This is a genomic window from Vibrio sp. dhg, from assembly GCF_003443775.1.
GTDB lineage: Bacteria > Pseudomonadota > Gammaproteobacteria > Enterobacterales > Vibrionaceae > Vibrio > Vibrio natriegens.
Window position 1 is genome coordinate 2,759,018 of the sequence record NZ_CP028943.1, and the last position, 23,299, is coordinate 2,782,316.

General features: G+C 46.1%; 24 protein-coding genes. 16 read left to right on the forward strand and 8 right to left on the reverse strand.

Annotated elements, in window-relative coordinates; translation table 11 throughout:
* Positions 1 to 30 precede the first annotated feature (30 nt).
* The 3 genes from DBX26_RS12750 to tkt all read right to left on the reverse strand — a co-directional run bounded on the left by DBX26_RS12750 (position 31) and on the right by tkt (position 4,522).
* Entirely contained in the window at positions 31 to 1,191 is a 1,161-nt protein-coding gene (locus tag DBX26_RS12750; RefSeq protein ID WP_014233019.1) for a phosphoglycerate kinase, read from the reverse strand.
* Between the two features lie 154 nt (positions 1,192 to 1,345).
* Positions 1,346 to 2,386 carry an erythrose-4-phosphate dehydrogenase gene (gene epd, locus DBX26_RS12755; protein WP_014233020.1) on the reverse strand — a complete coding sequence of 347 codons (1,041 nt, stop codon included), beginning with the start codon at positions 2,384 to 2,386 and terminating at the stop codon, positions 1,346 to 1,348.
* 141 nt (positions 2,387 to 2,527) lie between these two features.
* Entirely contained in the window at positions 2,528 to 4,522 is a 1,995-nt protein-coding gene (gene tkt / locus DBX26_RS12760; RefSeq protein ID WP_065297389.1) for a transketolase, read from the reverse strand.
* 316 nt (positions 4,523 to 4,838) lie between these two features.
* On the opposite strand from tkt, the gene metK reads away from it, so the two are divergent.
* The 8 genes from metK to ruvX all read left to right on the forward strand — a co-directional run bounded on the left by metK (position 4,839) and on the right by ruvX (position 11,902).
* A complete protein-coding gene (metK, locus tag DBX26_RS12770; protein ID WP_014233023.1) occupies positions 4,839 to 5,993 on the forward strand; it encodes a methionine adenosyltransferase in 1,155 nt (384 codons plus the stop codon).
* Between the two features lie 475 nt (positions 5,994 to 6,468).
* The gene (locus tag DBX26_RS12775; protein ID WP_014233024.1) at positions 6,469 to 7,266 is read left to right on the forward strand and encodes a DUF2189 domain-containing protein; all 798 of its coding nucleotides are present in this window, start codon (positions 6,469 to 6,471) and stop codon (positions 7,264 to 7,266) included.
* A gap of 65 nt (positions 7,267 to 7,331) precedes the next feature.
* Complete coding sequence (locus tag DBX26_RS12780) at positions 7,332 to 7,829, forward strand: SprT family zinc-dependent metalloprotease (RefSeq protein WP_020333994.1); 498 nt, start codon at positions 7,332 to 7,334, stop codon at positions 7,827 to 7,829.
* A gap of 131 nt (positions 7,830 to 7,960) precedes the next feature.
* On the forward strand, positions 7,961 to 8,656 hold the full coding sequence (endA, locus tag DBX26_RS12785) for a deoxyribonuclease I (protein WP_065297391.1): 696 nt from the start codon (positions 7,961 to 7,963) through the stop codon (positions 8,654 to 8,656).
* Between the two features lie 139 nt (positions 8,657 to 8,795).
* Positions 8,796 to 9,527, forward strand: coding sequence for a 16S rRNA (uracil(1498)-N(3))-methyltransferase (rsmE, locus tag DBX26_RS12790; protein WP_118119390.1), 732 nt, complete (start codon positions 8,796 to 8,798; stop codon positions 9,525 to 9,527).
* Positions 9,528 to 9,541: 14 nt separating this feature from the next.
* Positions 9,542 to 10,492, forward strand: coding sequence for a glutathione synthase (gshB, locus tag DBX26_RS12795; RefSeq protein WP_014233028.1), 951 nt, complete (start codon positions 9,542 to 9,544; stop codon positions 10,490 to 10,492).
* 379 nt (positions 10,493 to 10,871) lie between these two features.
* Entirely contained in the window at positions 10,872 to 11,435 is a 564-nt protein-coding gene (locus DBX26_RS12805) for a YqgE/AlgH family protein (protein WP_014233029.1), read from the forward strand.
* Positions 11,436 to 11,476: 41 nt separating this feature from the next.
* Entirely contained in the window at positions 11,477 to 11,902 is a 426-nt protein-coding gene (ruvX, locus tag DBX26_RS12810) for a Holliday junction resolvase RuvX (RefSeq protein WP_014233030.1), read from the forward strand.
* Between the two features lie 65 nt (positions 11,903 to 11,967).
* On the opposite strand, the gene DBX26_RS12815 is transcribed toward ruvX, so the two are convergent.
* Both DBX26_RS12815 and DBX26_RS12820 read right to left on the reverse strand, forming a co-directional pair.
* The gene (locus tag DBX26_RS12815) at positions 11,968 to 13,074 is read right to left on the reverse strand and encodes a PilT/PilU family type 4a pilus ATPase (protein ID WP_014233031.1); all 1,107 of its coding nucleotides are present in this window, start codon (positions 13,072 to 13,074) and stop codon (positions 11,968 to 11,970) included.
* A gap of 30 nt (positions 13,075 to 13,104) precedes the next feature.
* Positions 13,105 to 14,145, reverse strand: coding sequence for a type IV pilus twitching motility protein PilT (locus DBX26_RS12820; protein WP_014233032.1), 1,041 nt, complete (start codon positions 14,143 to 14,145; stop codon positions 13,105 to 13,107).
* A 28-nt stretch (positions 14,146 to 14,173) separates the two neighbouring features.
* On the opposite strand from DBX26_RS12820, the gene DBX26_RS12825 reads away from it, so the two are divergent.
* From DBX26_RS12825 to hemW, 7 genes are all read left to right on the forward strand, one after another.
* Complete coding sequence (locus tag DBX26_RS12825; protein ID WP_118119392.1) at positions 14,174 to 14,887, forward strand: YggS family pyridoxal phosphate-dependent enzyme; 714 nt, start codon at positions 14,174 to 14,176, stop codon at positions 14,885 to 14,887.
* Between the two features lie 122 nt (positions 14,888 to 15,009).
* Positions 15,010 to 15,828, forward strand: coding sequence for a pyrroline-5-carboxylate reductase (gene proC / locus DBX26_RS12830; RefSeq protein WP_118119394.1), 819 nt, complete (start codon positions 15,010 to 15,012; stop codon positions 15,826 to 15,828).
* A 52-nt stretch (positions 15,829 to 15,880) separates the two neighbouring features.
* Complete coding sequence (locus DBX26_RS12835) at positions 15,881 to 16,438, forward strand: YggT family protein (RefSeq protein ID WP_014233035.1); 558 nt, start codon at positions 15,881 to 15,883, stop codon at positions 16,436 to 16,438.
* Positions 16,438 to 16,728, forward strand: coding sequence for a DUF167 family protein YggU (gene yggU / locus DBX26_RS12840; RefSeq protein WP_118119396.1), 291 nt, complete (start codon positions 16,438 to 16,440; stop codon positions 16,726 to 16,728). Before DBX26_RS12835 ends, yggU begins: the two co-directional genes overlap by 1 nt.
* 74 nt (positions 16,729 to 16,802) lie before the next feature.
* The gene (locus DBX26_RS12845) at positions 16,803 to 17,234 is read left to right on the forward strand and encodes a DUF4426 domain-containing protein (RefSeq protein ID WP_020334002.1); all 432 of its coding nucleotides are present in this window, start codon (positions 16,803 to 16,805) and stop codon (positions 17,232 to 17,234) included.
* A gap of 133 nt (positions 17,235 to 17,367) precedes the next feature.
* Entirely contained in the window at positions 17,368 to 17,970 is a 603-nt protein-coding gene (locus DBX26_RS12850) for an XTP/dITP diphosphatase (protein WP_118119398.1), read from the forward strand.
* 17 nt (positions 17,971 to 17,987) lie between these two features.
* On the forward strand, positions 17,988 to 19,163 hold the full coding sequence (gene hemW / locus DBX26_RS12855) for a radical SAM family heme chaperone HemW (RefSeq protein WP_118119819.1): 1,176 nt from the start codon (positions 17,988 to 17,990) through the stop codon (positions 19,161 to 19,163).
* A 79-nt stretch (positions 19,164 to 19,242) separates the two neighbouring features.
* Here the strand turns inward: hemW and glsB are convergent, their stop codons facing one another.
* The 3 genes from glsB to trmB all read right to left on the reverse strand — a co-directional run bounded on the left by glsB (position 19,243) and on the right by trmB (position 22,011).
* Positions 19,243 to 20,163, reverse strand: coding sequence for a glutaminase B (gene glsB / locus DBX26_RS12860; RefSeq protein ID WP_014233039.1), 921 nt, complete (start codon positions 20,161 to 20,163; stop codon positions 19,243 to 19,245).
* A gap of 88 nt (positions 20,164 to 20,251) precedes the next feature.
* Positions 20,252 to 21,280, reverse strand: coding sequence for a TRM11 family methyltransferase (locus DBX26_RS12865; RefSeq protein ID WP_118119400.1), 1,029 nt, complete (start codon positions 21,278 to 21,280; stop codon positions 20,252 to 20,254).
* Positions 21,281 to 21,291: 11 nt separating this feature from the next.
* Complete coding sequence (gene trmB, locus DBX26_RS12870; RefSeq protein ID WP_014233041.1) at positions 21,292 to 22,011, reverse strand: tRNA (guanosine(46)-N7)-methyltransferase TrmB; 720 nt, start codon at positions 22,009 to 22,011, stop codon at positions 21,292 to 21,294.
* Positions 22,012 to 22,214: 203 nt separating this feature from the next.
* Here trmB and mutY point away from each other — a divergent pair, with 203 nt between their 5' ends.
* Positions 22,215 to 23,291 (forward strand): A/G-specific adenine glycosylase, encoded by a 1,077-nt coding sequence (mutY, locus tag DBX26_RS12875; protein WP_118119402.1) that lies wholly within the window; start codon positions 22,215 to 22,217, stop codon positions 23,289 to 23,291.
* Positions 23,292 to 23,299: the final 8 nt, after the last annotated feature.

Sequence of the window (23,299 nt, forward strand, 5' to 3'; positions counted from 1 at the left end):
CGGGAGAATAACTCCCCCGCTTTGCTTTAATTACTTAGCGCGTGCTTCTAGCATTTCTACTGCAGGAAGAACTTTACCTTCTACAAACTCAAGGAAAGCGCCGCCACCAGTAGAGATGTAAGATACGTCAGCTTTGATACCGAACTTGTCGATAGCTGCTAGCGTGTCACCACCACCTGCAACAGAGAAGCCTTCAGAAGTTGCGATAGCTTCAGAGATACCTTTAGTACCAGCTTCGAAGTTTTTGAACTCGAATACACCTACTGGACCATTCCAAAGGATAGTTTTCGCGTTTTTAAGAATCTCAGCTAGTGCCGCTGTTGAGTCAGGGCCAAGGTCGAAGATCATGTCGTCGTCTTGAACTTCAGAAACGTCTTTGATTTCAGCTTCTGCGTTTTCATCGAATGCTTTCGCACATGCAACGTCAGTTGCTACTGGAATTGCACACTCATCCATTAGCTTCTTAGCTGTGTCTACTAGGTCTGCTTCGTATAGAGACTTACCAACGTTGTGGCCCGCAGCTGCGATGAATGTGTTTGCGATACCGCCACCAACAACAAGTTGGTCAGCGATTTTAGATAGAGACTCAAGAACAGTCAGTTTAGTAGAAACTTTTGAACCACCTACGATAGCAACCATTGGACGAGCTGGGTTGTCCATTGCTTTGCCTAGTGCATCTAGTTCGTTTGCTAGTAGAGGACCAGCACAAGCTACAGGAGCATGCATACCAACGCCGTGAGTTGACGCTTGAGCACGGTGAGCCGTACCGAATGCATCCATTACGAATACGTCACATAGTGCTGCGTACTTCTTAGATAGCTCTTCTTCGTTTTTCTTTTCGCCTTTATTGAAGCGAACGTTTTCTAGAACAACAAGTTCACCAGCGTTTAGCTCTAGGCCATCTAGGTAGTCTTTTGCTAGCTTAACTTCGCAATCTAGTGCGTCGTTTAGGTAGTTAACAACAGGTTGTAGAGAGAACTCTTCAGCGTATTCACCTTCAGTTGGGCGACCTAGGTGAGAAGTAACCATTACTTTAGCGCCTGCTTCTAGGCAGTGCTTAATAGTTGGAAGAGATGCGATGATACGTGCATCAGAAGTTACTTTTCCGTCTTTTACTGGCACGTTTAGGTCAGCACGGATAAATACACGTTTACCTGCAAGATCCAGGTCAGTCATCTTGATTACAGACATGTTGTGTCCTCTCAAATATTTAAAAATTAAAGTTTTTGAAAACTCGGCAACCCTGCCAAGCCTGTTAATTCTTCAAACTGGTTATAGAATATGGAGACATTCAATATTTATTTCAAGGTTAAAAATAAATATTTTTCCACTACTGCTTTACGGATTACTTCGCAGCTTGCATTGCTAAAGCGGTATCCAGCATCCGATTAGCAAAGCCCCATTCGTTATCGCACCATACGAGCATTTTTACTAGCTGCCCGTTACTCACTCTTGTTTGAGTTCCATCCACAATCGCACTATGGGGGTCGTGATTAAAATCGATGGAAACGAGTGGCGATTCAGTATAGTCAACAATGTCACGTAATGTACACTGAGATGCGTTAACAATGGTTTGATTTACGTCATTAACTTTCACATTTGTACTAATTGTGACACTTAAATCCATTGCAGTAACGTTAACTGTCGGAACGCGAACGGAAATAGCTTCAAATTTGTTAGAAAATTTCGGGAAGATTCTTTCAATCCCCTTATGCAACTTAGTGTCAACGGGAATGATAGATTGGCTTGCAGCACGGGTACGACGTAAATCGCTATGGTAAGCGTCGATGACCTGTTGATCGTTCATGGATGAATGGATAGTCGTAATGGTGCCAGACTCAATTCCGAATGCTTCATCTAAGACTTTGATGATAGGAACGATACAGTTTGTCGTACAGGAACCATTAGAAACAACGACATGTTCATCTTTAAGGGTTTCGTGGTTTACACCGTAGATAATGGTGTTATCGATGTCGGCTGCCCCAGGGTGGGAAAACAGTACTTTTTTAGCACCCGCTTCTATATGCGCTAAGCCGTCAGCTTTACAGCCATAGACACCCGTACAATCTAATACGATGTCAACTTCGAGGTCACGCCAAGGAAGAAGTTCAATGTCGGCTAGGTGTAAGATACGGATAGCATCATATTCGCCAGCATCTTGATGGCATGAGTTGTGGTGAACATATAAGTGCTCTTGGTCATGAGAGATCTTTTTGCCAAAACGGCCATGACTGGTGTCATATTGAAGTAAGTGCGCCATCGCTTCAGGCTGAGCCAGCTCATTTACCGCTACAACCTTAATCTGCTGATGTTTGCCGCTTTCGTACACAGCTCGCAGAACATTACGACCTATACGCCCAAATCCATTGATCGCAACCTTTAGCATTTATCCTTCGCCCTACCAATAATTCGTGTCACAGATAGTACCCGATGAGAAACAAAAACGCATTAAGTATGTGCCTTTTACCGACACTATGGGTATAAAAAAGCCGAGCATCGCTGCTCGGCTTTTCATTAACGTATTTAATTACGCTAATAGCTCTTTTGCAGTATTCACAACGTTTTCAGTAGTGAAACCGAACATCTTGAACAGTTCGCCTGCTGGTGCAGATTCACCGAAGGTAGTCATACCGATGATCTTGCCACCGAAACCTACGTACTTGTACCAGAAGTCTGCGATGCCCGCTTCGATAGCGATACGCGCTGTAACGTCTGATGGCAGTACTGCTTCACGGTAAGCTGCGTCTTGTTTGTCGAATGCATCTGTTGATGGCATTGAAACAACACGTACTTGCTTGCCTTCTGCAGTTAGTTGCGCTGCTGCTTCAACCGCTAGCTCAACTTCTGAACCTGTTGCGATAAGGATAAGCTCTGGCTTGCCTTCGCAATCTTTCAGGATGTAAGCACCTTTCGCAATGTCTGCTACTTGCTCTGCAGTACGCTCTTGTTGTGCTAGGTTCTGACGAGAGAAGATAAGTGCTGTTGGTGCATCTTTACGCTCGATAGCCAGTTTCCAAGCCACTGCTGATTCAACCTGGTCACATGGACGCCATGTGCTCATGTTCGGAGTCAGACGTAGAGAAGCCATTTGCTCAACGGGTTGGTGAGTTGGGCCATCTTCGCCAAGACCGATAGAATCGTGCGTGTAAACCTGGATGTTCTGAACTTTCATTAGAGCAGCCATACGCATTGCGTTGCGAGCGTATTCCATGAACATCAGGAATGTCGCACCGTAAGGAACGAAACCGCCGTGCAGTGCGATACCGTTCATGATCGCTGTCATGCCGAACTCACGCACACCGTAGTGGATGTAGTTACCTGAGAAGTCATTCGCTTCAAGAGACTTAGAGCCAGACCACATAGTCAGGTTAGAAGGTGCAAGGTCAGCAGAGCCGCCCATGAATTCTGGAAGCATTTGACCAAACGCTTCTAGCGCATTTTGAGAGGCTTTACGTGACGCAATGTTTGCTGGGTTTGATTGAAGGTCAGCAATGATTTGGTTCGCTTTCTCTTCCCACTCTGCAGGTAGCTCGCCGTTTAGACGACGCTTCAGTTCTGCTGCTTCTGCTGGGTAAGCCGCAGCGTAAGCATCAAATTTCTCGTTCCAAGCCGCTTCTTTAGCTGCGCCAGCTTCTTTTGCATCCCACTCTGCGTATACGTCTGCTGGGATTTCAAATGGACCGAATTCCCAACCAAGGTACTCGCGTGCCGCTTGAACTTCGTCTTGACCTAGCGGAGCACCATGACAGTCGTGTGAACCAGACTTGTTAGGAGAACCGAAACCGATGATCGTCTTAGTACAGATTAATGTAGGACGAGGGTCTGCTTTAGCCGCTTCAATTGCAGCATTGATCGCTTCAGGATCGTGACCGTCTACTGCAGGGATTACGTGCCAGCCGTACGCTTCAAAACGCTTAGGTGTATCGTCAGAGAACCAACCTTCAACGTGACCATCGATAGAGATGCCGTTGTCATCCCAGAACGCGATCAGTTTGCCAAGGCCTAGTGTGCCCGCCAAAGAACAAGCTTCGTGCGAGATACCTTCCATCAGACAGCCATCACCTAAGAATGCATAAGTGAAGTGGTCAACGATGTCGTGGCCTTCTTTGTTGAACTGTGCAGCAAGTGCTTTTTCAGCCATTGCCATACCAACTGCGTTAGTAATGCCTTGACCTAGAGGACCTGTTGTTGTCTCGATACCTGGTGCATAACCGTACTCTGGGTGACCCGGAGTTTTTGAATGAAGCTGACGGAAGTTTTTCAGATCGTCGATTGATAGCTCATAACCCGTTAGGTGAAGTAGAGAGTAAATCAACATTGAGCCATGGCCGTTTGAAAGTACAAAACGGTCACGATCAGCCCATTCTGGGTTAGATGGGTTGTGGTTTAGGTGAGAGCGCCAAAGAACTTCAGCGATATCAGCCATACCCATAGGTGCACCTGGGTGACCTGAGTTAGCTTGTTGAACACCATCCATGCTTAGAGCACGGATTGCATTGGCAAGATGTTTACGAGACGACATGTCTGCTCCTGAGTACGTTAAGCGAAACGAAAAAATTGGTCATAATTCTCTCAAAGCCCCTCAGGGTGTGCAAACGATTTCCACCCCAAAACCTCACAAATATTGCATCTGTGAATTTAAATCCCCTGAAACTCCCAAAATAATAAATAACTCACGCAAACGTTTAGTTGTGACAAAAACCAAAAAAGAGCTTGTAATTCGAGCAATCAAACTTAGAATAGCCGTCTAGATGTAGATACACCTGCATATATTAGTATTATTTTGCGCTGGAGCGTTTATCATGCTCCAGTTTTAAACCAGATATAGTGGAGCTAACATGGCTAAGCACCTGTTTACTTCTGAGTCAGTATCAGAAGGTCATCCAGATAAAATTGCAGACCAGATTTCTGATGCGGTTCTTGACGCGATTCTAGAGCAAGATCCAAAGGCTCGTGTTGCATGTGAGACTTACGTTAAAACCGGTATGGTAATGGTGGGTGGTGAAATCACGACTTCAGCATGGGTTGACATTGAAGAGCTAACTCGTGAAACCGTTCGTGAAATCGGCTACGTACACTCAGATATGGGTTTTGATGCGAACTCTTGTGCAGTACTAAACACAATTGGTAAACAGTCACCAGATATCAACCAAGGTGTTGATAAAGCGGATCCAAAAGAGCAAGGCGCCGGTGACCAAGGCATCATGTTCGGTTACGCATGTAACGAAACTGAAGTTTTAATGCCAGCTCCAATTACTTACTCTCACCGTCTTGTTGAAAAACAAGCAGAAGTACGTAAGAACGGTACACTTCCTTGGTTACGTCCAGATGCGAAATCTCAGGTAACGTTCCAATACGACCAAGGTAAGATCGTAGGTATCGATGCTGTTGTTCTATCAACTCAGCACTGTGATTCAATCTCAACTCCTGAACTGCGTGAAGCGGTAATGGAAGAGATTATCAAGCCAGTTCTACCTTCAGAGTGGATCAACAAAGAGACTAACTTCTTCATCAACCCAACTGGCCGTTTCGTAATCGGTGGTCCAATGGGTGACTGTGGTCTGACTGGTCGTAAGATTATCGTAGATACTTACGGCGGTGCGGCTCGTCACGGTGGTGGTGCGTTCTCAGGTAAAGATCCATCAAAAGTTGACCGTAGTGCAGCATACGCAGCGCGTTACGTAGCGAAAAACATCGTTGCAGCTGGTATGGCTGACCGTTGTGAAATCCAACTTTCTTACGCTATCGGTGTGGCGGATCCAACGTCAATCATGGTGGAAACGTTTGGTACTGAGAAAGTATCTCACGACATCATCATCGAAGCAGTACGTCAGTTCTTCGACCTACGTCCATACGGTCTACAAGAAATGCTTAACCTTCTGCAGCCAATCTACAAGAAGACAGCAGCATACGGCCACTTTGGTCGTGAAGAGTTCCCATGGGAAGCGACTGATAAAGCAGCACTTCTTCGCGAATTCGCTGGCATCAAGTAATCGAGCTTGCTCTGAATTTCCAAAGCCCTCGCCTTATGGTGGGGGCTTTTTGTTTCCCCCTACTCCCCTCCTTCTCTATCCTCCAGCCCCACCCGCCAAGAACAAATTTTAAGCAAATAGTTGTAAATTCCCTCAACTCCGCCAATAGTTAAAATATTGTTAAATTGCGTTTCCGTAACAACGTGGATGTAAGCTAGTTTGACGACAGCAACCTTGGGGAAAACGTTAGCTAAACATCCTTTATGCTTTTAAAACTTATAGGGGTTAGTACCAATCCAAGTAAGCAAATGGTCAGGAATAGCGTAGTAAAAACGCCTGAAATTAACGCGTAATGTTTTGATAAAAAATTATTTTTTAGTCAAACATTGTCGCGGAATTATCGAGTATTTGAACGCGTTAGAATGAACAATTATTTACTCCGATGGGTACAAGTCATTTGACAGACAACTGTGTAGGAATAAGCCAAGGAGGAGTTATGCCTCGAACAGTCAATCCATCCGACTTCCATAGTAAGCGAAAGGAAGTCCCTGACAACGAATACGCTAGAACCATTCCGTGCAATACGGTCAATCTTAGCGCGCCTTTCCACTGGCTCGCACTAGGGCTACATGATTTCGTGCGTATGCCGCTCATTAGTGCCTTTTATGGGCTGTGCTTCATGGCAGCAGCGATTGGCATCGTGTTGCTTGTGCAATGGCAAGGGACACACCTTGTCGTGATGCCGAGTTTAATCGTCTACATGCTTATTGGGCCATTTTTAGCCCTAGGATTGTATGATGCCAGTTGGGAACGAGAGCGCGGCCACAAAGCTCGCCTGTTCCACTCAATGAAAGCGATAGGTCGTAACTCAAGCTCTCAATGGGCATTTGCGGTTCTGCTTGCGGTTTGTATGATTTTCTGGATGCGAATCGCCGCACTTCTCCATGCATTGTACCCATCCGTTCAAGGTGCACCGCTGACAGAGTTCTTGCCTTTCTTAGTGATTGGGTCACTCATTGGTTTTGTACTAGCAAGCGTGGTATTCAGCATTTCTGCCTTCTCTATTCCATTAATGATGGAGCGCAGAGTTGACATGATGACGGCGGTATTCACCAGCTTTAATGCGGTCAAATCCAACATTCCAGCAATGATTGTATGGGCTGCAATCATTTGTGGCGGCATCCTAATTGGTTTTGCTACTTACGGTATCGGTATGTTATTCACTATGCCAATTCTCGGCTACGGAACTTGGCACGCCTACCATGCAACGATTAAGAAAAAACACACACCTTAATTCAGTGATGCTATGATCCGGCCCTCGCAACTGCGGGGGCTTTTTATTGAACTTGAGAGGAACGAATGGACATTGAACTAAGCTACAAAGCAAAACAGGTGATGGCGCACTATATCGCATTAGCTGAACATGCTTTTAAGCGTTCATTCCCTATTCCCAGCCTGACCTTTAAAGTCCGAGGTAAAGCAGCTGGAAAAGCGTACCTTCAGCTCAATGAGATTCGCCTTAACCCGGTTTTATTTAAAGAAAACACCCAAGCGTTCTTGCAAGAAGTGATACCGCATGAGGTCGCCCACTTAATCACGTATCAGGTTTACGGTCGCGTTCGCCCTCATGGCAAAGAGTGGCAAACCGTAATGGAATCCGTATTTAACGTTCCGGCCAAAACCACGCATAGTTTCGAAGTCTCTTCCGTTCAAGGCAAAACCTTCGAATACCGATGTCGCTGCACGACATATCCCCTTTCTATTCGCCGTCACAACAAAGTGCTGCGCAAACAAGCCGTATATTCGTGCCAAAAGTGTCGTCAACCTCTTAGCTTCACTGGTGTCCAGCTTTCCTAATCCTCAGTTCAATCAAGTCTCAATAGGAAATATTGACCAACATTTCTTTTGTTATTATTAACTTGCTTATTACGAAAGCTAATATCTGAGTGATAGAATGGATAAAGTCATACTTTTTAAAGACTTTAGCCATGAAATACCTGTTCTCTTTATTCATTCTTGCACTATCCAGTGCCGCCGTGGCCGCGCCACCAAGTTCATTTTCAGCCGCTAAGCGCGAAGCGGTAAAAATCTATCAAGATCATCCCACCAGCTTTTATTGCGGCTGTGATATTCAATGGCAAGGCAAGAAAGGCTTACCTGACCTTTCCTCTTGTGGTTACCAGGTTCGCAAACAAGAAAAGCGTGCTTCACGCATCGAGTGGGAACACGTCGTTCCAGCTTGGCAATTTGGACACCAGCTGCAATGCTGGCAAAGCGGTGGTCGTAAAAACTGCTCGCGTAATGACAAAACATTCCGCTCAATGGAAGCCGATCTGCACAACCTGACTCCTGCGATTGGTGAGGTAAATGGTGATCGCTCTAACTACAATTTTAGTCAGTGGAATGGGGTCGATGGCGCAACCTATGGTCGTTGCGAAGTCCAGGTAAACTTCAAGCAACGCAAAGTCATGCCACCGGATCGAGCACGCGGCTCCATCGCTCGCACCTATCTTTATATGAGCAAGGAGTACGGCTTCAAACTGTCCAAGCAACAAACTCAGTTAATGAGTGCATGGAACAAAACCTACCCAGCCGATAAATGGGAATGTGAACGTGATAAGCGTATTGCCAAAGTACAAGGCAACCATAATCCATTCGTTCAAGAGGCCTGCCGCGCACTGTAATCCTCACCAATCGCGATGATCGCTAATCTTTCTGTTTGAGGCGTTTCATTTACTCCAATTGAAACGCCTCTTGCCCCTTGTTTTTTCGATGGAAAGCATCCATGTTAGGAACTAAGTTTATTCTCTTGCTGGAAATCTCATGCGTATCCCTCGAATTTATCATCCAGAAACCATTCACCAACTTGGTACACTCGCTTTAAGTGACGACGCCGCTAACCATATTGGTCGCGTACTTCGTATGAAGGAAGGTCAGGAAGTTCTCCTATTTGACGGTAGTGGTGCAGAGTTTCCCGCAGTTATCGCAGAAGTCAGCAAAAAGAATGTCCTCGTAGACATCTCTGAGCGCGTAGAGAACAGCATTGAATCCCCTTTGGATCTTCACCTAGGACAGGTGATTTCACGAGGCGACAAGATGGAGTTCACCATTCAGAAGTCAGTCGAACTCGGAGTAAATACCATCACTCCCCTTATTTCTGAACGTTGTGGCGTAAAGCTCGATCAAAAACGATTTGAGAAGAAACTGGCCCAATGGCAGAAGATTGCTATCAGCGCTTGCGAGCAGTGTGGACGTAACATCGTTCCTGAAATTCGCCCAATCATGAGCTTGGAAGAGTGGAGCAAAGAAGAGTACGATGGACTTAAGCTCAACCTTCACCCTCGTGCCAAATACTCGATCAACACCCTGCCTACACCAGTTGAAAAAGTGCGCCTGCTGATTGGCCCTGAAGGCGGTTTGTCAGCTGAAGAAATCGATATGACGCGCGAGTACCAATTTGAAGAGACGCTTCTCGGCCCGCGAGTACTTCGCACCGAAACCGCGGCTCTTACCGCAATTACAGCTTTACAAGTTCGTTTCGGCGATCTTGGTTAAAACGGAGAAAAATAATGATCAAACTCGGTATTGTAATGGACCCAATTTCGTCCATTAACATCAAAAAAGACTCTAGCTTTGCCATGATGCTTGAAGCGCAACGCCGCGGCTACGAAATCCACTACATGGAAATGAATGATCTTCATCTCGACCAAGGTGTGGCCATTGCCGACACCAAAGTGGTTGAGCTAAAAGAAGATCCAAACGGCTGGTACGAATTCAAATCAGAGCAAACTATCGAGCTATCTGAGTTAGACGCGGTTCTGATGCGTAAAGATCCTCCGTTTGACACTGAATACATCTACGCAACGTACATCCTTGAGCGTGCAGAAGAGCAAGGCACACTGATCGTCAACAAACCTCAGAGCCTTCGTGACTGCAATGAGAAGTTGTTTACAGCATGGTTCCCTGAATTGACTCCAACCACTATCGTTACCCGTAAAGCTGAAAAGATTAAAGCATTCCGTGAAGAGCACGGCGATGTGATCTTAAAGCCTCTTGACGGTATGGGCGGTGCGTCTATTTTCCGCGTAAAAGAGAACGACCCAAACGTATCAGTGATCATCGAAACGCTGACTAACCATGGTCAGAATTACGCGATGGCACAAACATTCGTGCCTGATATCAGCAATGGTGACAAGCGCATACTCGTGGTTGATGGCGAGCCAATGCCTTACTGTCTGGCACGTATTCCTGCAAAAGGCGAAACGCGCGGTAACCTTGCGGCGGGCGGCACGGGTGAAGCTCGTCCTCTAAGTGAAACAGACATTAAAATTGCCCAAACCGTAGCACCAACTCTGAAAGAAAAAGGTCTTATTTTTGTGGGTCTTGATGTGATTGGCGATAAGCTGACAGAAATCAACGTAACCAGCCCGACCTGTATTCGTGAAATCGAAGCAGCATTTGATATCTCAATCACGGGCAAACTAATGGATGCCATTGAACGCCGAGTAAAAGGCGAATAAATAGGGTCTGTTTATCTTACGTGGTTAATTTTTGTTCGAGATAAAAACGTTTTAATCGCGGCGAGTGGTTTGTAGCCTAGTCATTCTAAGCAAAATACCTCTCAACAAAGAGTAAAGCGCTTTTAGCCGAACCCTTCGGGCAGCGTTTGTGGATACTTTCTACTGCGTTATCGGCTTATCAGGTAGGTCAACTACATTTCAAAGCCTCTGCCTTGTATAAAGAACCCACAAACAGCTGCAAAAATCAGCACGAAAGGTCAACAGACCCTAAATATATAGTAAAGTTATAGTAGAGAGCCAAATGCAAACTTAAGCAAATTCATGCATATAGTGCTAATTTGCTTAAGTGCACTTCTGAGTCCTAAGGATCAGTATGAATATGAACCTCACAAACCATTTTTTAGTTGCCATGCCTGGAATGAAAGATCCCTATTTCCAGAATAGCGTGATCTACGTCTGCGAGCACAACGAAGAAGGCGCAATGGGGTTGATAATCAATGCGCCAGTCGATATCACGGTGGGTAACATGCTTAAGCAAGTCAAAGTACAACCTGTACACCCGCGTTTGTTCGAAGCAAGCCTTGACCGGCCTGTATATAACGGCGGCCCGATCTCAGAAGATCGTGGCTTTATTCTGCATAAACCAAAAGATTACTATGAATCCAGTATTCAGATGACCGATGAGCTTGCAGTGACAACCTCGCGAGACATTCTGACTGTGTTGGGGACCGAAGCTGAGCCAAGCGACTATTTGGTTGCTTTGGGCTACGCAGGTTGGAGCGCAGGGCAGCTGGAAAATGAGTTAGTTGAAAACTCCTGGCTGACCATTGAAGCTACGCCAGAAATCATCTTTGATACTCCAATTACAGACCGTTGGAAAAAAGCAGTAGAAAAACTGGGGATCGACCCGAGTCAGCTTTCTTCTGATGCAGGACATGCCTGATAAAGCAGACTGTTCCCCTAGATTGAGATTTGAGACACCTTATGTCACGTACAATTATGGCTTTTGATTTTGGAACCAAAAGCATCGGCAGCGCGATTGGCCAGGAAATTACCGGTACCGCCTCTCCGCTCAAGGCTTTTAAAGCCAATGATGGCATTCCAAACTGGGACGACATCGAAAAACAGATCAAAGAATGGCAACCGGATTTATTGGTTGTGGGTTTACCAACAGACCTACACGGTAAAGACTTGGAAACCATTACTCCACGCGCGAAGAAGTTTGCTAACCGTCTACAAGGTCGTTATGGCTTACCAGTCGAGCTTCACGATGAACGTTTGTCCACGGCAGAAGCTCGAGCAGACTTATTTGAAATGGGTGGCTATAAAGCGCTGTCGAAAGGAAATATCGACTGTCAATCGGCAGTTGTCATTCTAGAAAGCTGGTTTGAAAACCTTTGGAATGAGTAAATTTGTCTGAAAAAGAAAAGGTTGGCTTGTGCCAACCTTTTTTAATGTCTGGAATATGGGAAATCCTAGTCCATATCAATCTTAACGTTCGCCAAGCTTCCTGTTGCCAGAGGCTCACCGCGCTGAGTTTTCAGCATGAGACGCAGGTCATTTGCCGAATCTGCACTGTGCAGTGCATCTTCTTCACTGATTTTGCCTTGCATCACTAACTTGTAGAGCGACTGGTCAAAGGTCAGCATACCAAACTCGTTTGAACGAGCCATCGTCGACTTAAGTTCATGCAGATCGCCACGACGGATTAAATCCGAAACACGCGGGCTGTTCAGCAGGATCTCAAACACGCCATGACGCCCCTGCCCACTTTTATCGCGGATCAGCTGCTGACCAACCACGCCTTTTAAGTTCATAGACAGATCAAACAAGAACTGCTCTTTTTGATCTTTAGGTACTAAATGCAGAATCCGCTCTAATGCCTGGTTGGCGTTGTTAGCATGGAGAGTCGCCATACACAAATGCCCGGTTTCAGCAAAGGTCATCGCATACTCCATGGTCTCTCTACTGCGGATTTCGCCGATCAGAATCATATCCGGAGCCTGTCGCAGGGAGTTTTTCAGTGCCACTTCGTAGCTTTCTGTGTCTAAACCGACTTCACGCTGGGTTACGATACAACGCTGGTGTTCATGAACAAATTCTATCGGATCTTCTACCGTCAGGATATGCCCGGTCTTATTACTGTTTCGGTAGCCTGTCATCGCCGCCATTGTGGTCGACTTACCAGAGCCAGTCGCACCAACCACCAGCACCAGACCTCGCTTGGCTATCGCTAAATCTTGCAACACCAGAGGCAGTTTGAGCTGCTCAAAGGTAGGGATGTCGGTCTCAATACGGCGAATAACCGCGCCCGGCAATTCTCGCTGGAAAAAGGCACTGACACGGAATCGACCACAGTCTCTGACGATAGCAAAGTTAGACTCTCGACTTTTTCGAAACTCCTGTCGACGCTCAGGATCCATTGCATTATCCAACAACTGCGCCACATCATTTTCTGTCAGCTTGTCACCTTGCGGACGTAACTCGCCGTCGACACGAAACAAAATCGGCGCACCGACCGTGATATAAAGATCCGACGCTTGCAGCGCCAGCATACCTTCAAGAAATTTATTCAGATCCATTTTCCGTATTCACCATTACCTGTATGAGTGTTACGAGAACTGCTGTACATCAAGCCCAACTTTGCTGTCGGCCTCTTCGTGAGAAACAATACCTTGCGCCAATAGCTGACGAGCATTTTGCTCCATAGTCTGCATGCCGTGTGCCGCACCAGTTTGAATTATCGAGTACATCTGTGCGACTTTATCTTCACGAATCAAGTTACGGATTGCAGGTGTCGCCATCATGATTTCGTGGCAGGCGACTCGGCCACCACCATTGCGCTTAAGTAACTTCTGGGCAATGACTGAACTCAACGATTCTGACAACATTGAACGCACCATGTCTTTGTCGCTACCCGGGAATACATCGATAATACGGTCGATGGTTTTTGCGGCTGAGCTGGTGTGTAGCGTACCAAAAACCAAATGACCGGTTTCTGCAGCGGTCAATGCAAGGCTGATGGTTTCTTTATCACGCATCTCACCAACCAAGATGACATCCGGGTCTTCACGCAACGCACTGCGCAAGGCGTTTTGGAAGCTATGAGTGTCACGGTGAACTTCACGCTGGTTGATCAAACATTTGTTGTTGGTATGAACAAATTCAATTGGATCTTCAATTGTGAGAATGTGCTTATTGTGATTACGATTGATGTAGTCGACAATGGCAGCTAGAGTCGTCGATTTACCAGAGCCGGTTGGTCCGGTTACCAGAACCAAGCCTTTTTGCCCGCTGGCAATCTTGCTGAAGATTTCTGGAGCTTCGAGTTGATCAAGCGTTGGTATGCTGCTTGGAATGGTACGAAATACCGCCGCGCAGCCGCGGGACTGGTTAAATGCGTTGACACGAAAGCGACCAACGTTCTGTAGTTCAAAAGAAAAATCGACTTCGAGTTTTTCTTCGAACTCACTGCGTTGAGCATCATTCATGATTTCGAATACCAAGCGATGAACCTCTTGGTGTGTAAACGCTGGAATCCCGAGCTTTCTCACATCGCCATCAATTCTGACCATAGGTGGTACACCTGCAGAAAGATGTAGATCTGAGGCATTATGTTTTACACTAAAATCCAGTAACTCAGTGATATCCATTTAAAATCCTTAAGTCTAAAGTACAGCTATGAGTAGTATTCAACAAAATATTGAACATATCACCTCTCAAATTCGCAACGACGAGCAAAAATGCGGTCGTGCTCCGGAGTCAGTGCAACTTCTAGCGGTAAGTAAAACCAAACCCGTTGAAGCCATTCTTGAAGCTTACCAAGCTGGTCAAACCGCATTTGGTGAAAACTATGTGCAAGAGGGCGTGGATAAAGTTCAGCACTTTGCACAGCATTATCCAGATAATTGCATAGAATGGCACTTCATAGGCCCAATTCAGTCCAATAAATCACGCCTTGTCGCTGAACATTTCGATTGGGTTCACACCATCGACCGCGCAAAGATCGCGCAACGTCTTAATGATCAACGTCCTAGCGAATTAGAACCCTTACAGGTACTGATTCAAGTGAACACCAGTGGCGAAGACTCAAAGTCTGGCGTAACCGATGCAGAAATATTCGAACTGGCTGAGTTGATTTCTCGCCTTCCGAACCTCACCTTAAGAGGATTGATGTCTATTCCTGCTAACGTATCGGACTATGATGCACAACTTCATGAGTTCCAGAAACTGGCGGCATTGAAGCAAGCGCTTATGCAGCAGTATCCGGACATCGACACATTGTCCATGGGGATGAGTGGCGACATGGAGGCGGCGATAGAAGCCGGTAGTACTATGGTTCGTATCGGAACAGCGATTTTTGGCGCACGTGACTATAACTCAAAAAGTGAATAGCCATTACCAGTAAGCGAAAAAAGCTCAATCTTCGCATCACAAAGTTAAGCGGTAAGACTTAATTGTCACTATGCACACCTGTGCATTATAAATAGTAAAGTATCACAATGGAAATCAGACAAATGGAACATAAAAAGATTGCCTTCATCGGTGCAGGTAACATGGTGCGAGCCATCATTTCTGGCTTAGTCTCAAATGGTTACCCGGCACAAAATATTGTGGCAACCGCACCTTCAGAAACACGCCGCTTGCCACTCGAGCAAGATTTTGGCATCCGTACGACCAGCGATAACATCCTCGCTGCATCAGAAGCGGATGTAGTGGTGTTGTCTGTGAAACCACAAATGATGGCGGAAGTATGTAAACCACTGCAATCTGTCGATTTCAGTAACAAGTTAGTGATTTCTATCGCTGCTGGCATTAATTGTTCACGTTTAGATGAGATGCTAGCGACTAAGTTGAACTTGGTTCGTGTGATGCCAAATACGCCTTCCCAACTCGGTTTAGGCATGAGTGGTCTTTTCGCTCCAGAACACGTTACTGAGCAAGATAAAGACTTTGCCGCTCAATTAATGGAAGCGGTAGGTAAAGTGGCTTGGGTAGCACAAGAGTCTGGCATCAACAACGTGATTGCGGCTGCCGGTAGCGCGCCGGCTTACTTCTTCTTGTTTATGGAAGCAATGCAAGCAGAAGCAATAGCACAAGGCTTTGATAAAGACACAGCTCGTCTGCTGGTTCAGCAAGCTGCATTAGGTGCTGCAAGCATGGTTGTGGCTAATCCAGAGACTGAGCTATCCACATTCCGTGAAAATGTCACCTCTAAAGGCGGCACAACAGCGGAAGCACTACGCACATTCAACGAACATCAACTTTCTGATATCGTAGCAAAAGCAATGCAGGCAGCGGTTGCTCGTGCGGAAGAAATGGAAAAACTATTTTAATTATCTGGATGCTTACAGAGAAAAGCCATCCACCACTTGTTAAGGGTACCTTATGAATTCAATGAGTTTTCTCATCTCAACCCTATTTGACCTGTATATCATGGTCGTTATATTGCGTATTTGGTTGCAAGCTGCGCGCGCAGACTTCTATAACCCTTTCTCGCAATTTATCGTTAAAGCTACTCAGCCTGTGATTGGCCCTCTGCGTCGTTTTATTCCGTCTGTAGGTAATATCGACCTGGCTACTGTTCTCTTTGCGTATCTATTGTGTGTACTTAAGTTCGTTGCACTGATCCTAATCGCATCTAGCGGTTCAGTGTCTTTCAGTATCGAGTTCCTATTCTTGGGCTTACTATCTCTGATTAAAGCTGCTGGCGGCTTGTTATTCTGGGTATTGCTGATTCGTGCAATCCTCAGCTGGGTTAGCCAAGGCCGCAGCCCTATCGAATATGTATTCCACCAGCTGACAGAACCAATGTGCGCGCCAATCCGTCGCATTCTTCCTGCATTCGGTGGTCTGGATCTTAGCGTCCTGGTTCTGTTTATTGGTCTACAATTCGCCAACTTCCTGATGGGCGATATTATCGGCCCTATCTGGTTCCAACTGTAGTGTCAGCCGCAGTTTGGCGCGATGGCGAGGACATTGTCCTAAGACTCTATATTCAACCCAAAGCAAGCCGCGATAAAATCGTCGGCTTGCATGGAGAAGAGTTAAAAATCGCCATTACTGCGCCGCCTGTCGATGGTAAAGCCAATGCGCATCTCACCAAGTTCTTGGCTAAGCAGTTTAAAGTCGCTAAAGGTTTGGTTCACATAGAAAAAGGCGAACTGGGACGACACAAACAAATTCGGATAGAATCGCCTACCCAGATACCTAATGACATAGAAGCCATCTTATGATGGCTTTTTATTTAATCTTCGAATCGGTTATTTAAATTAAACTTAAATGGAAGTGTCTCCTTGAGGATTTCACAATGAACAAATGGATTACCGCGTTACTGATCAGCCTATTGTCTTTCCCAACTTTCGCTGAACAGTTCAAAAACATGAAAGACATCGAAGTACATTACGTGGCGTTTAACTCTACCTTTTTGACGCCTAAAATAGCGCGAAGCTATGACATCAAACGTAATGGCTATCTTGCGATCATCAATATTAGTGTGCTGGACAGAGCTTCACTCGGAAAACCGGCGTTAGAAGCACAAGTTGCTGGGCAAGCTAAGAACCTGATTGGTCAAACTCAGCAGTTAACCTTCCGAGAAGTCAAAGAAGGTGACGCGATTTACTACCTAGCGGAACTGCCAGTCACACATGAAGAAACTTTTACCTTCGATATTGATGTAAAATCGGGAAACAAAGGCTCAGGAAAGCTTCAATTTACCCAGAAGTTTTATGTTGAAGAGTGATATGTCGAAAAGTAATTAGATCATGATGATCTAAACGCTTTTGGACACCTGCAGACCAAAAGCCATATAAAGTTAGAAATAAAACGATAAGGAGAACGACATGTTCTCCTTATCACAATGAAAAGAGAACCCCATGAAAAAGATTGTGTTAGCAACAGGCAACCAAGGCAAAGTACGTGAGATGGCTGATTTGCTCTCCGATTTCGGATTCGAAGTATTAGCACAAAGCGAATTCAACGTCTCTGAAGTTGCAGAAACAGGCACCACGTTTATTGAAAACGCGATCATCAAAGCCCGCCACGCAGCACAAGAAACTGGCCTACCGGCAATCGCTGATGATTCTGGTTTAGAAGTCGACTACCTTAACGGTGCACCTGGCATCTATTCTGCGCGATACGCTGGCGAAGGCTCGACAGATCAAGAGAACTTAGAAAAGCTGTTAAAAGCGATGGAAGGTGTACCAGAGGCGGGGCGCACCGCGCGTTTCCACTGTGTATTGGTTCTGATGCGTCATAAAGACGATCCAACGCCTGTCGTTTGTCATGGCAAATGGGAAGGCCGTATCCTGACAGAAGCTCACGGTGAGAATGGCTTTGGCTATGACCCTGTCTTTTTTGTACCAGAGGATGACTGCGCATCTGCGGAGCTAGAACCTGCGCGTAAAAAGCAGCTATCACACCGTGGTAAAGCGCTTAAGTCTCTGTTTGCTCAGTTATCAGAACAAGCCGCTCAGTAAGGTAAACGAGTTTGACCATATTAACGCCCCCAGCACTCAGTCTCTATGTCCACATCCCATGGTGTGTGCAAAAGTGCCCATACTGTGATTTCAACTCGCATGAGCTCAAGGCAGAGATCCCAGAAGAGCAATACATCAACGCCCTGCTGGAAGATCTGGATACCGACATTGAGAAGTATCGCTTGAACGATGCGCCGCGTCCTCTGCACTCGATCTTTATCGGAGGCGGTACGCCTAGCCTGATTTCAGCACAAGGGATTGAGCGCCTGTTAAAAGGCATTGAAGAACGTATTCCATTCAAAACTAACATCGAAATTACGATGGAAGCTAACCCGGGCACAATTGAAGCGGAACGTTTTGCCGGCTACCGAAAAGCAGGGGTGACGCGTATTTCCATTGGTGTGCAAAGTTTTGAGCAAGAGAAGCTAGAGCGTCTTGGTCGGATTCATGGCAAAGATGAGGCCGTCAATGCGGCTAACCTTGCTCACCAAATTGGCTTAAATAGCTTTAATCTGGATTTAATGCACGGCTTGCCAGATCAGAGTATTGAGCAGGCTCTGGCCGATTTGGACAAAGCGATTGAACTAGCACCGCCGCACCTGTCTTGGTATCAGCTCACCATTGAGCCGAATACTATGTTCTACTACAAGCCGCCGACGCTACCTGACGACGATGACTTATGGGACATCTTCGAGCTAGGACATAAAAAACTGGCGGCTGCTGGGTACGTACAATACGAGATTTCTGGTTACAGTAAGCCGGGCTTCCAATGCCAGCACAACCTCAATTACTGGCGCTTTGGGGATTACCTCGGCATTGGTTGTGGCTCACACGGTAAGCTGAGTTTTGCTGATGGGCGTATCATTCGTACCACAAAAGTAAAACACCCTCGTGGGTATCTGGCTGCATACCAAAATATGGTGAAGCCGTACCTGCATACTGAACAATTCGTCGAAGATGAAGACCGTCCGTTTGAGTTCTTTATGAACCGTTTTCGTTTAATGGAAGCGTGTCCAAAACAAGACTTTATCGATACAACAGGATTACCACTGAGTAGCATTCAAGACACCATCAACTGGGCGTTAGAGCTGGGATACTTGAGTGAGACAGAAACACACTGGCAAATCACTGAAAAAGGTAAGCTTTTCCTGAACGACTTGCTCGAAGCGTTTATGGCAGAAGAAGACGAATAAGCGTATCTGATATCAAGCGATAAAAAATGCCTCTCTATGTGAGAGGCATTTTTATTTATTCTGATAAAAATGGCCAGCTCTAGAAAATGGAACGACCGATTCGCTCAGAAAGCAATTCCAAAGCTTTAGTGCCAGCTAATGAGTTACCAGCAGGGTCGAGCTCCGGAGACCAGACTGCAATGGTCATATCCCCCGGTACGACGGCAATAATGCCGCCACCCACGCCAGATTTGCCCGGCATACCGACTCGGTAGGCAAACTCACCTGCGCCGTCATAAAGCCCACACGTTGCGAGCAGCGCATTCAACTGCTTAGTTTGAGTCGGTGAGACAATCGGCTTACCGGTATGCACAGACGTACCTTTGTTGGCTAAATAGCTAAAGGTTTTCGCCAAATCAACACAGCTCATCTTCAATGCGCAGGCGTGGAAATAGTTTTGCAGCACTGGAATAACTTCATTCTCGAAATTACCAAATGAGCGCATCAGATAAGCGATCGCAGCGTTGCGGTCACCATGCATCATTTCAGAAGCGGCCACCACTTTGTCGTACACAATGTGGGTATCGCCGGAAAGCTGACGAACAAATTCAAGCAAGCGCTGACGCGGTGCAGACAAACGGCTTTGCAGCAGATCGGCAACCACTATCGCACCAGCGTTGATGAACGGGTTACGTGGAATGCCCTGCTCCATCTCTAACTGGATTAAAGAGTTAAAAGCCTGGCCAGAAGGCTCTTTGCCTACCCTTGCCCATATTTCTTCTTGTTTATATAAGCACATCGCCAGCGTCAGGCTCAGGGCTTTAGAAATAGACTGGATAGAAAAAGGCTCGTCGGCGTCTCCCGCCTTAATCACTTCGCCGTCATTGGTGTATACCGCAATACCTAACTTGTTGCTGGGCACTTTTGCCAGAGCTGGAATGTAGTCTGCTACTTTTCCCTGACCGATCAAAGGACGAACTTCGGTCAGAATATCTGTCAAAATTTCCACTGTAGGTTTCATTGTTCACCTTATTATCACTGATTTAATTCAGAGGTAAAAAAAGCCAACAGTGTGTTGGCTTTTCAAGTATTTGTTATCGAACAATCAATTATGGTTTCACTGCCACAATAATGTTGCGGTTGATAGATTGATCCACGCGGTGAAGATAACCGATATAAGGGTCTTCTGAAAGCACCTTCCATCCCTGTTCTTCAAATAATGCCGCGACATCTTTCCATTTCAGTGTGAACTCGTTGAAAGACAACACCACAGAGCCTTGCTTTTTCAGTACCACTTTCCATGCAGGCAGGGCTTCTTTTAATAGCTCTAATGGGCTGCGGTTCAGTTTGCTGTCTTTGGCATTTTTACTGCCGTGCTGCACGCCGTAAGGCAAGTCAGACACCATGACATCCACCGAATTCTTCTTCACAACTTGGTCTGCGATACGAGTATCCGCCGAGTACAGCTTCATCGTCTGAAGGTTACCTTGGTTGTAATCTTCTTTTGTCGCTGCAGCTTCAACCACGAAACCATCGGCCACTTTTTTGCCACCAGAAGTGCGCTTTTCTTTGCTCACTTTATGCTTAAAGCGACCATTCTTCATAAACTTAACGACGAAGGTTTGGATCTCTTGAACCCATTTCTGGTTGATCTCAACACCCACCACGTTCAAACCATGGATCAAACCTTCAAATAGTGTTGTACCCTTACCACACATCGGATCCATTAACGTCAGTTGCGCGCTATCTGTGTTAGCGGCACTCACGCCAAGGTTTACCATCAAACGCGTAAACTGTTCGTTTGTTTTTCCGGTGTAACGCAGGATCTGACTCATGCTCTCAGGGAAAGTGTTGAACGCAGGCGCCTGAATTGGACGTAACAAACCATCTTCACGCACTTCAAACAGCGCGTAGTAAATAGATGATGCGGCAATCTTGCGTGACTGCTCGTCGTTGAGCGCTTCTGCACACGAGAACACCAATGCTGCAGGTAAGCCGACATCTTTACTGCCAATTTCAGTCACTTCAACACCTTCAGAAGCCAGCATTGCTTTTAGCTCTGAACATGCGATGGTCATTGCGCTATCAAAATAAATACGGTTGTGACCCGGATTCGCTAATATCGCATAGTGGTACATCACCTGGCTCCTTAAGCAGTACGCTTGAATTTGATGTCCCACACACCGTGACCAAGACGGTGGCCGCGAGCTTCAAACTTAGTCAATGGGCGCTCTTCAGGGCGAGGAACAAAGTCACCTTCTTCAGCAATATTTTCAAAGCCTGGTGCCTGGTTCATGATTTCAATCATGTGCTCAGCGTAGTTTTCCCAGTCCGTTGCCATATGGAAGATACCCTCATTAGGGATAAGCTTCTGGCGAACCATTTCAGCAAACTCTAGCTGTACGATACGACGCTTGTGGTGACGTTTTTTGTGCCATGGGTCAGGGAAGAACAGTTGTAGAGTCGCCAAGCTATCATTTGGGATCATGTGCTCAAACACTTCAACCGCATCGTGACACATTACGCGCAGGTTAGTCAGACCCGCTTCACGTGCATCAGCAAGACAAGCGCCAACACCTGGGCTATGTACTTCAATACCGATGAAGTTTTTCTCAGGTGCGTTCTTTGCCATTTCAACTAGTGAAGCGCCCATACCAAAACCGATCTCAAGTACAACCGGGTTGTCGTTACCAAAGACTTCTTTCCAATCAAGAAGTTCTGCTTTGTAATCGATACCCATCGTTGGCCAGCACTCATTCATCGCACTCTCTTGGCCCTTAGTTAGGCGGCCTTCGCGACGAACGAAACTGCGGATTTTACGGATCAGCTTGCCGTCTTCGTTGTATTCGTTAGTGGTTACTTCACTCATTGATTTTGCCTGCACATTGATTAATCAAAGCGGGGATTATCCAAAGAATTTACTCGGGTGCAAGTTTTTGTTGAGCTCTCGGTCTATCATGACTCAAAAGCTATGATGATCCCTGTAATATCCCCACACTTTATCCGTTGTACTTATCACCCAATATGTGGTGCAATTTTGCCCCTAACCAATAATAGAATACAGAGCAAGTCGTGACCCCTTTCGCCAGTGCCATTTTAGAATGGTATGACGCATATGGAAGAAAAGATCTTCCGTGGCAACAGAACAAAACCGCATACAGTGTCTGGTTGTCTGAAATCATGCTTCAGCAAACACAGGTCACTACGGTGATTCCTTATTACCAACGCTTTTTAGAGCGATTTCCGACCGTGGTCGATCTTGCTAATGCAGAGCAAGATGAAGTGCTGCACCTTTGGACGGGCCTCGGTTATTACGCCCGAGCACGCAACCTTCATACAGCAGCAAAAGAGGTGGCCCAAACATATAACGGTGAATTCCCTCTAGATATCGAGCAAATGAATGCACTGCCAGGCATTGGCCGCTCAACTGCGGCTGCTGTACTGTCATCCGTACATAAACAGCCTCATGCGATCCTCGATGGTAACGTGAAGCGAACACTTTCTCGATGCTTTGCCGTTGAAGGATGGCCGGGCCAGAAGAAAGTGGAAAACCAGCTGTGGGAAATTGCCGAGGCACATACCCCACAAACAGATGTCGACAAATATAACCAAGCCATGATGGACATGGGGGCGATGGTCTGCACACGCAGCAAACCTAAATGCACACTATGTCCTGTTGCTGATCTTTGTGTAGCGAAAAAACAAGGTAATATCCTCGACTACCCTGGTAAAAAGCCCAAGAAAGACAAACCGGTGAAGCAAACCCGCTTTGTCATGCTGCATCATAAAAATGCAAATGGGCACGAAGTATGGCTGGAGCAAAGACCCCAAACTGGAATTTGGGGCGGGCTATTCTGCTTTCCACAAACCGAACATGTTGATGTCGAAAGCGATATTGATTTGCTGTTGGAACAACGCGGCATTCAAGCTAATGACATTAAAGAGCAGCAAACGCTGATCACTTTCCGCCATACCTTTAGTCATTACCATCTCGATATCACACCAATTTTGATTGACCTGTCAAAGCAACCCGACGTGATAATGGAAGGTAACAAAGGTCTTTGGTATAACTTATCTAAACCTGAAGAAGTAGGCTTAGCCGCGCCAGTCAAACTATTGCTGGAAACGCTACCCCACGAACTTCGTTAATTGAATGC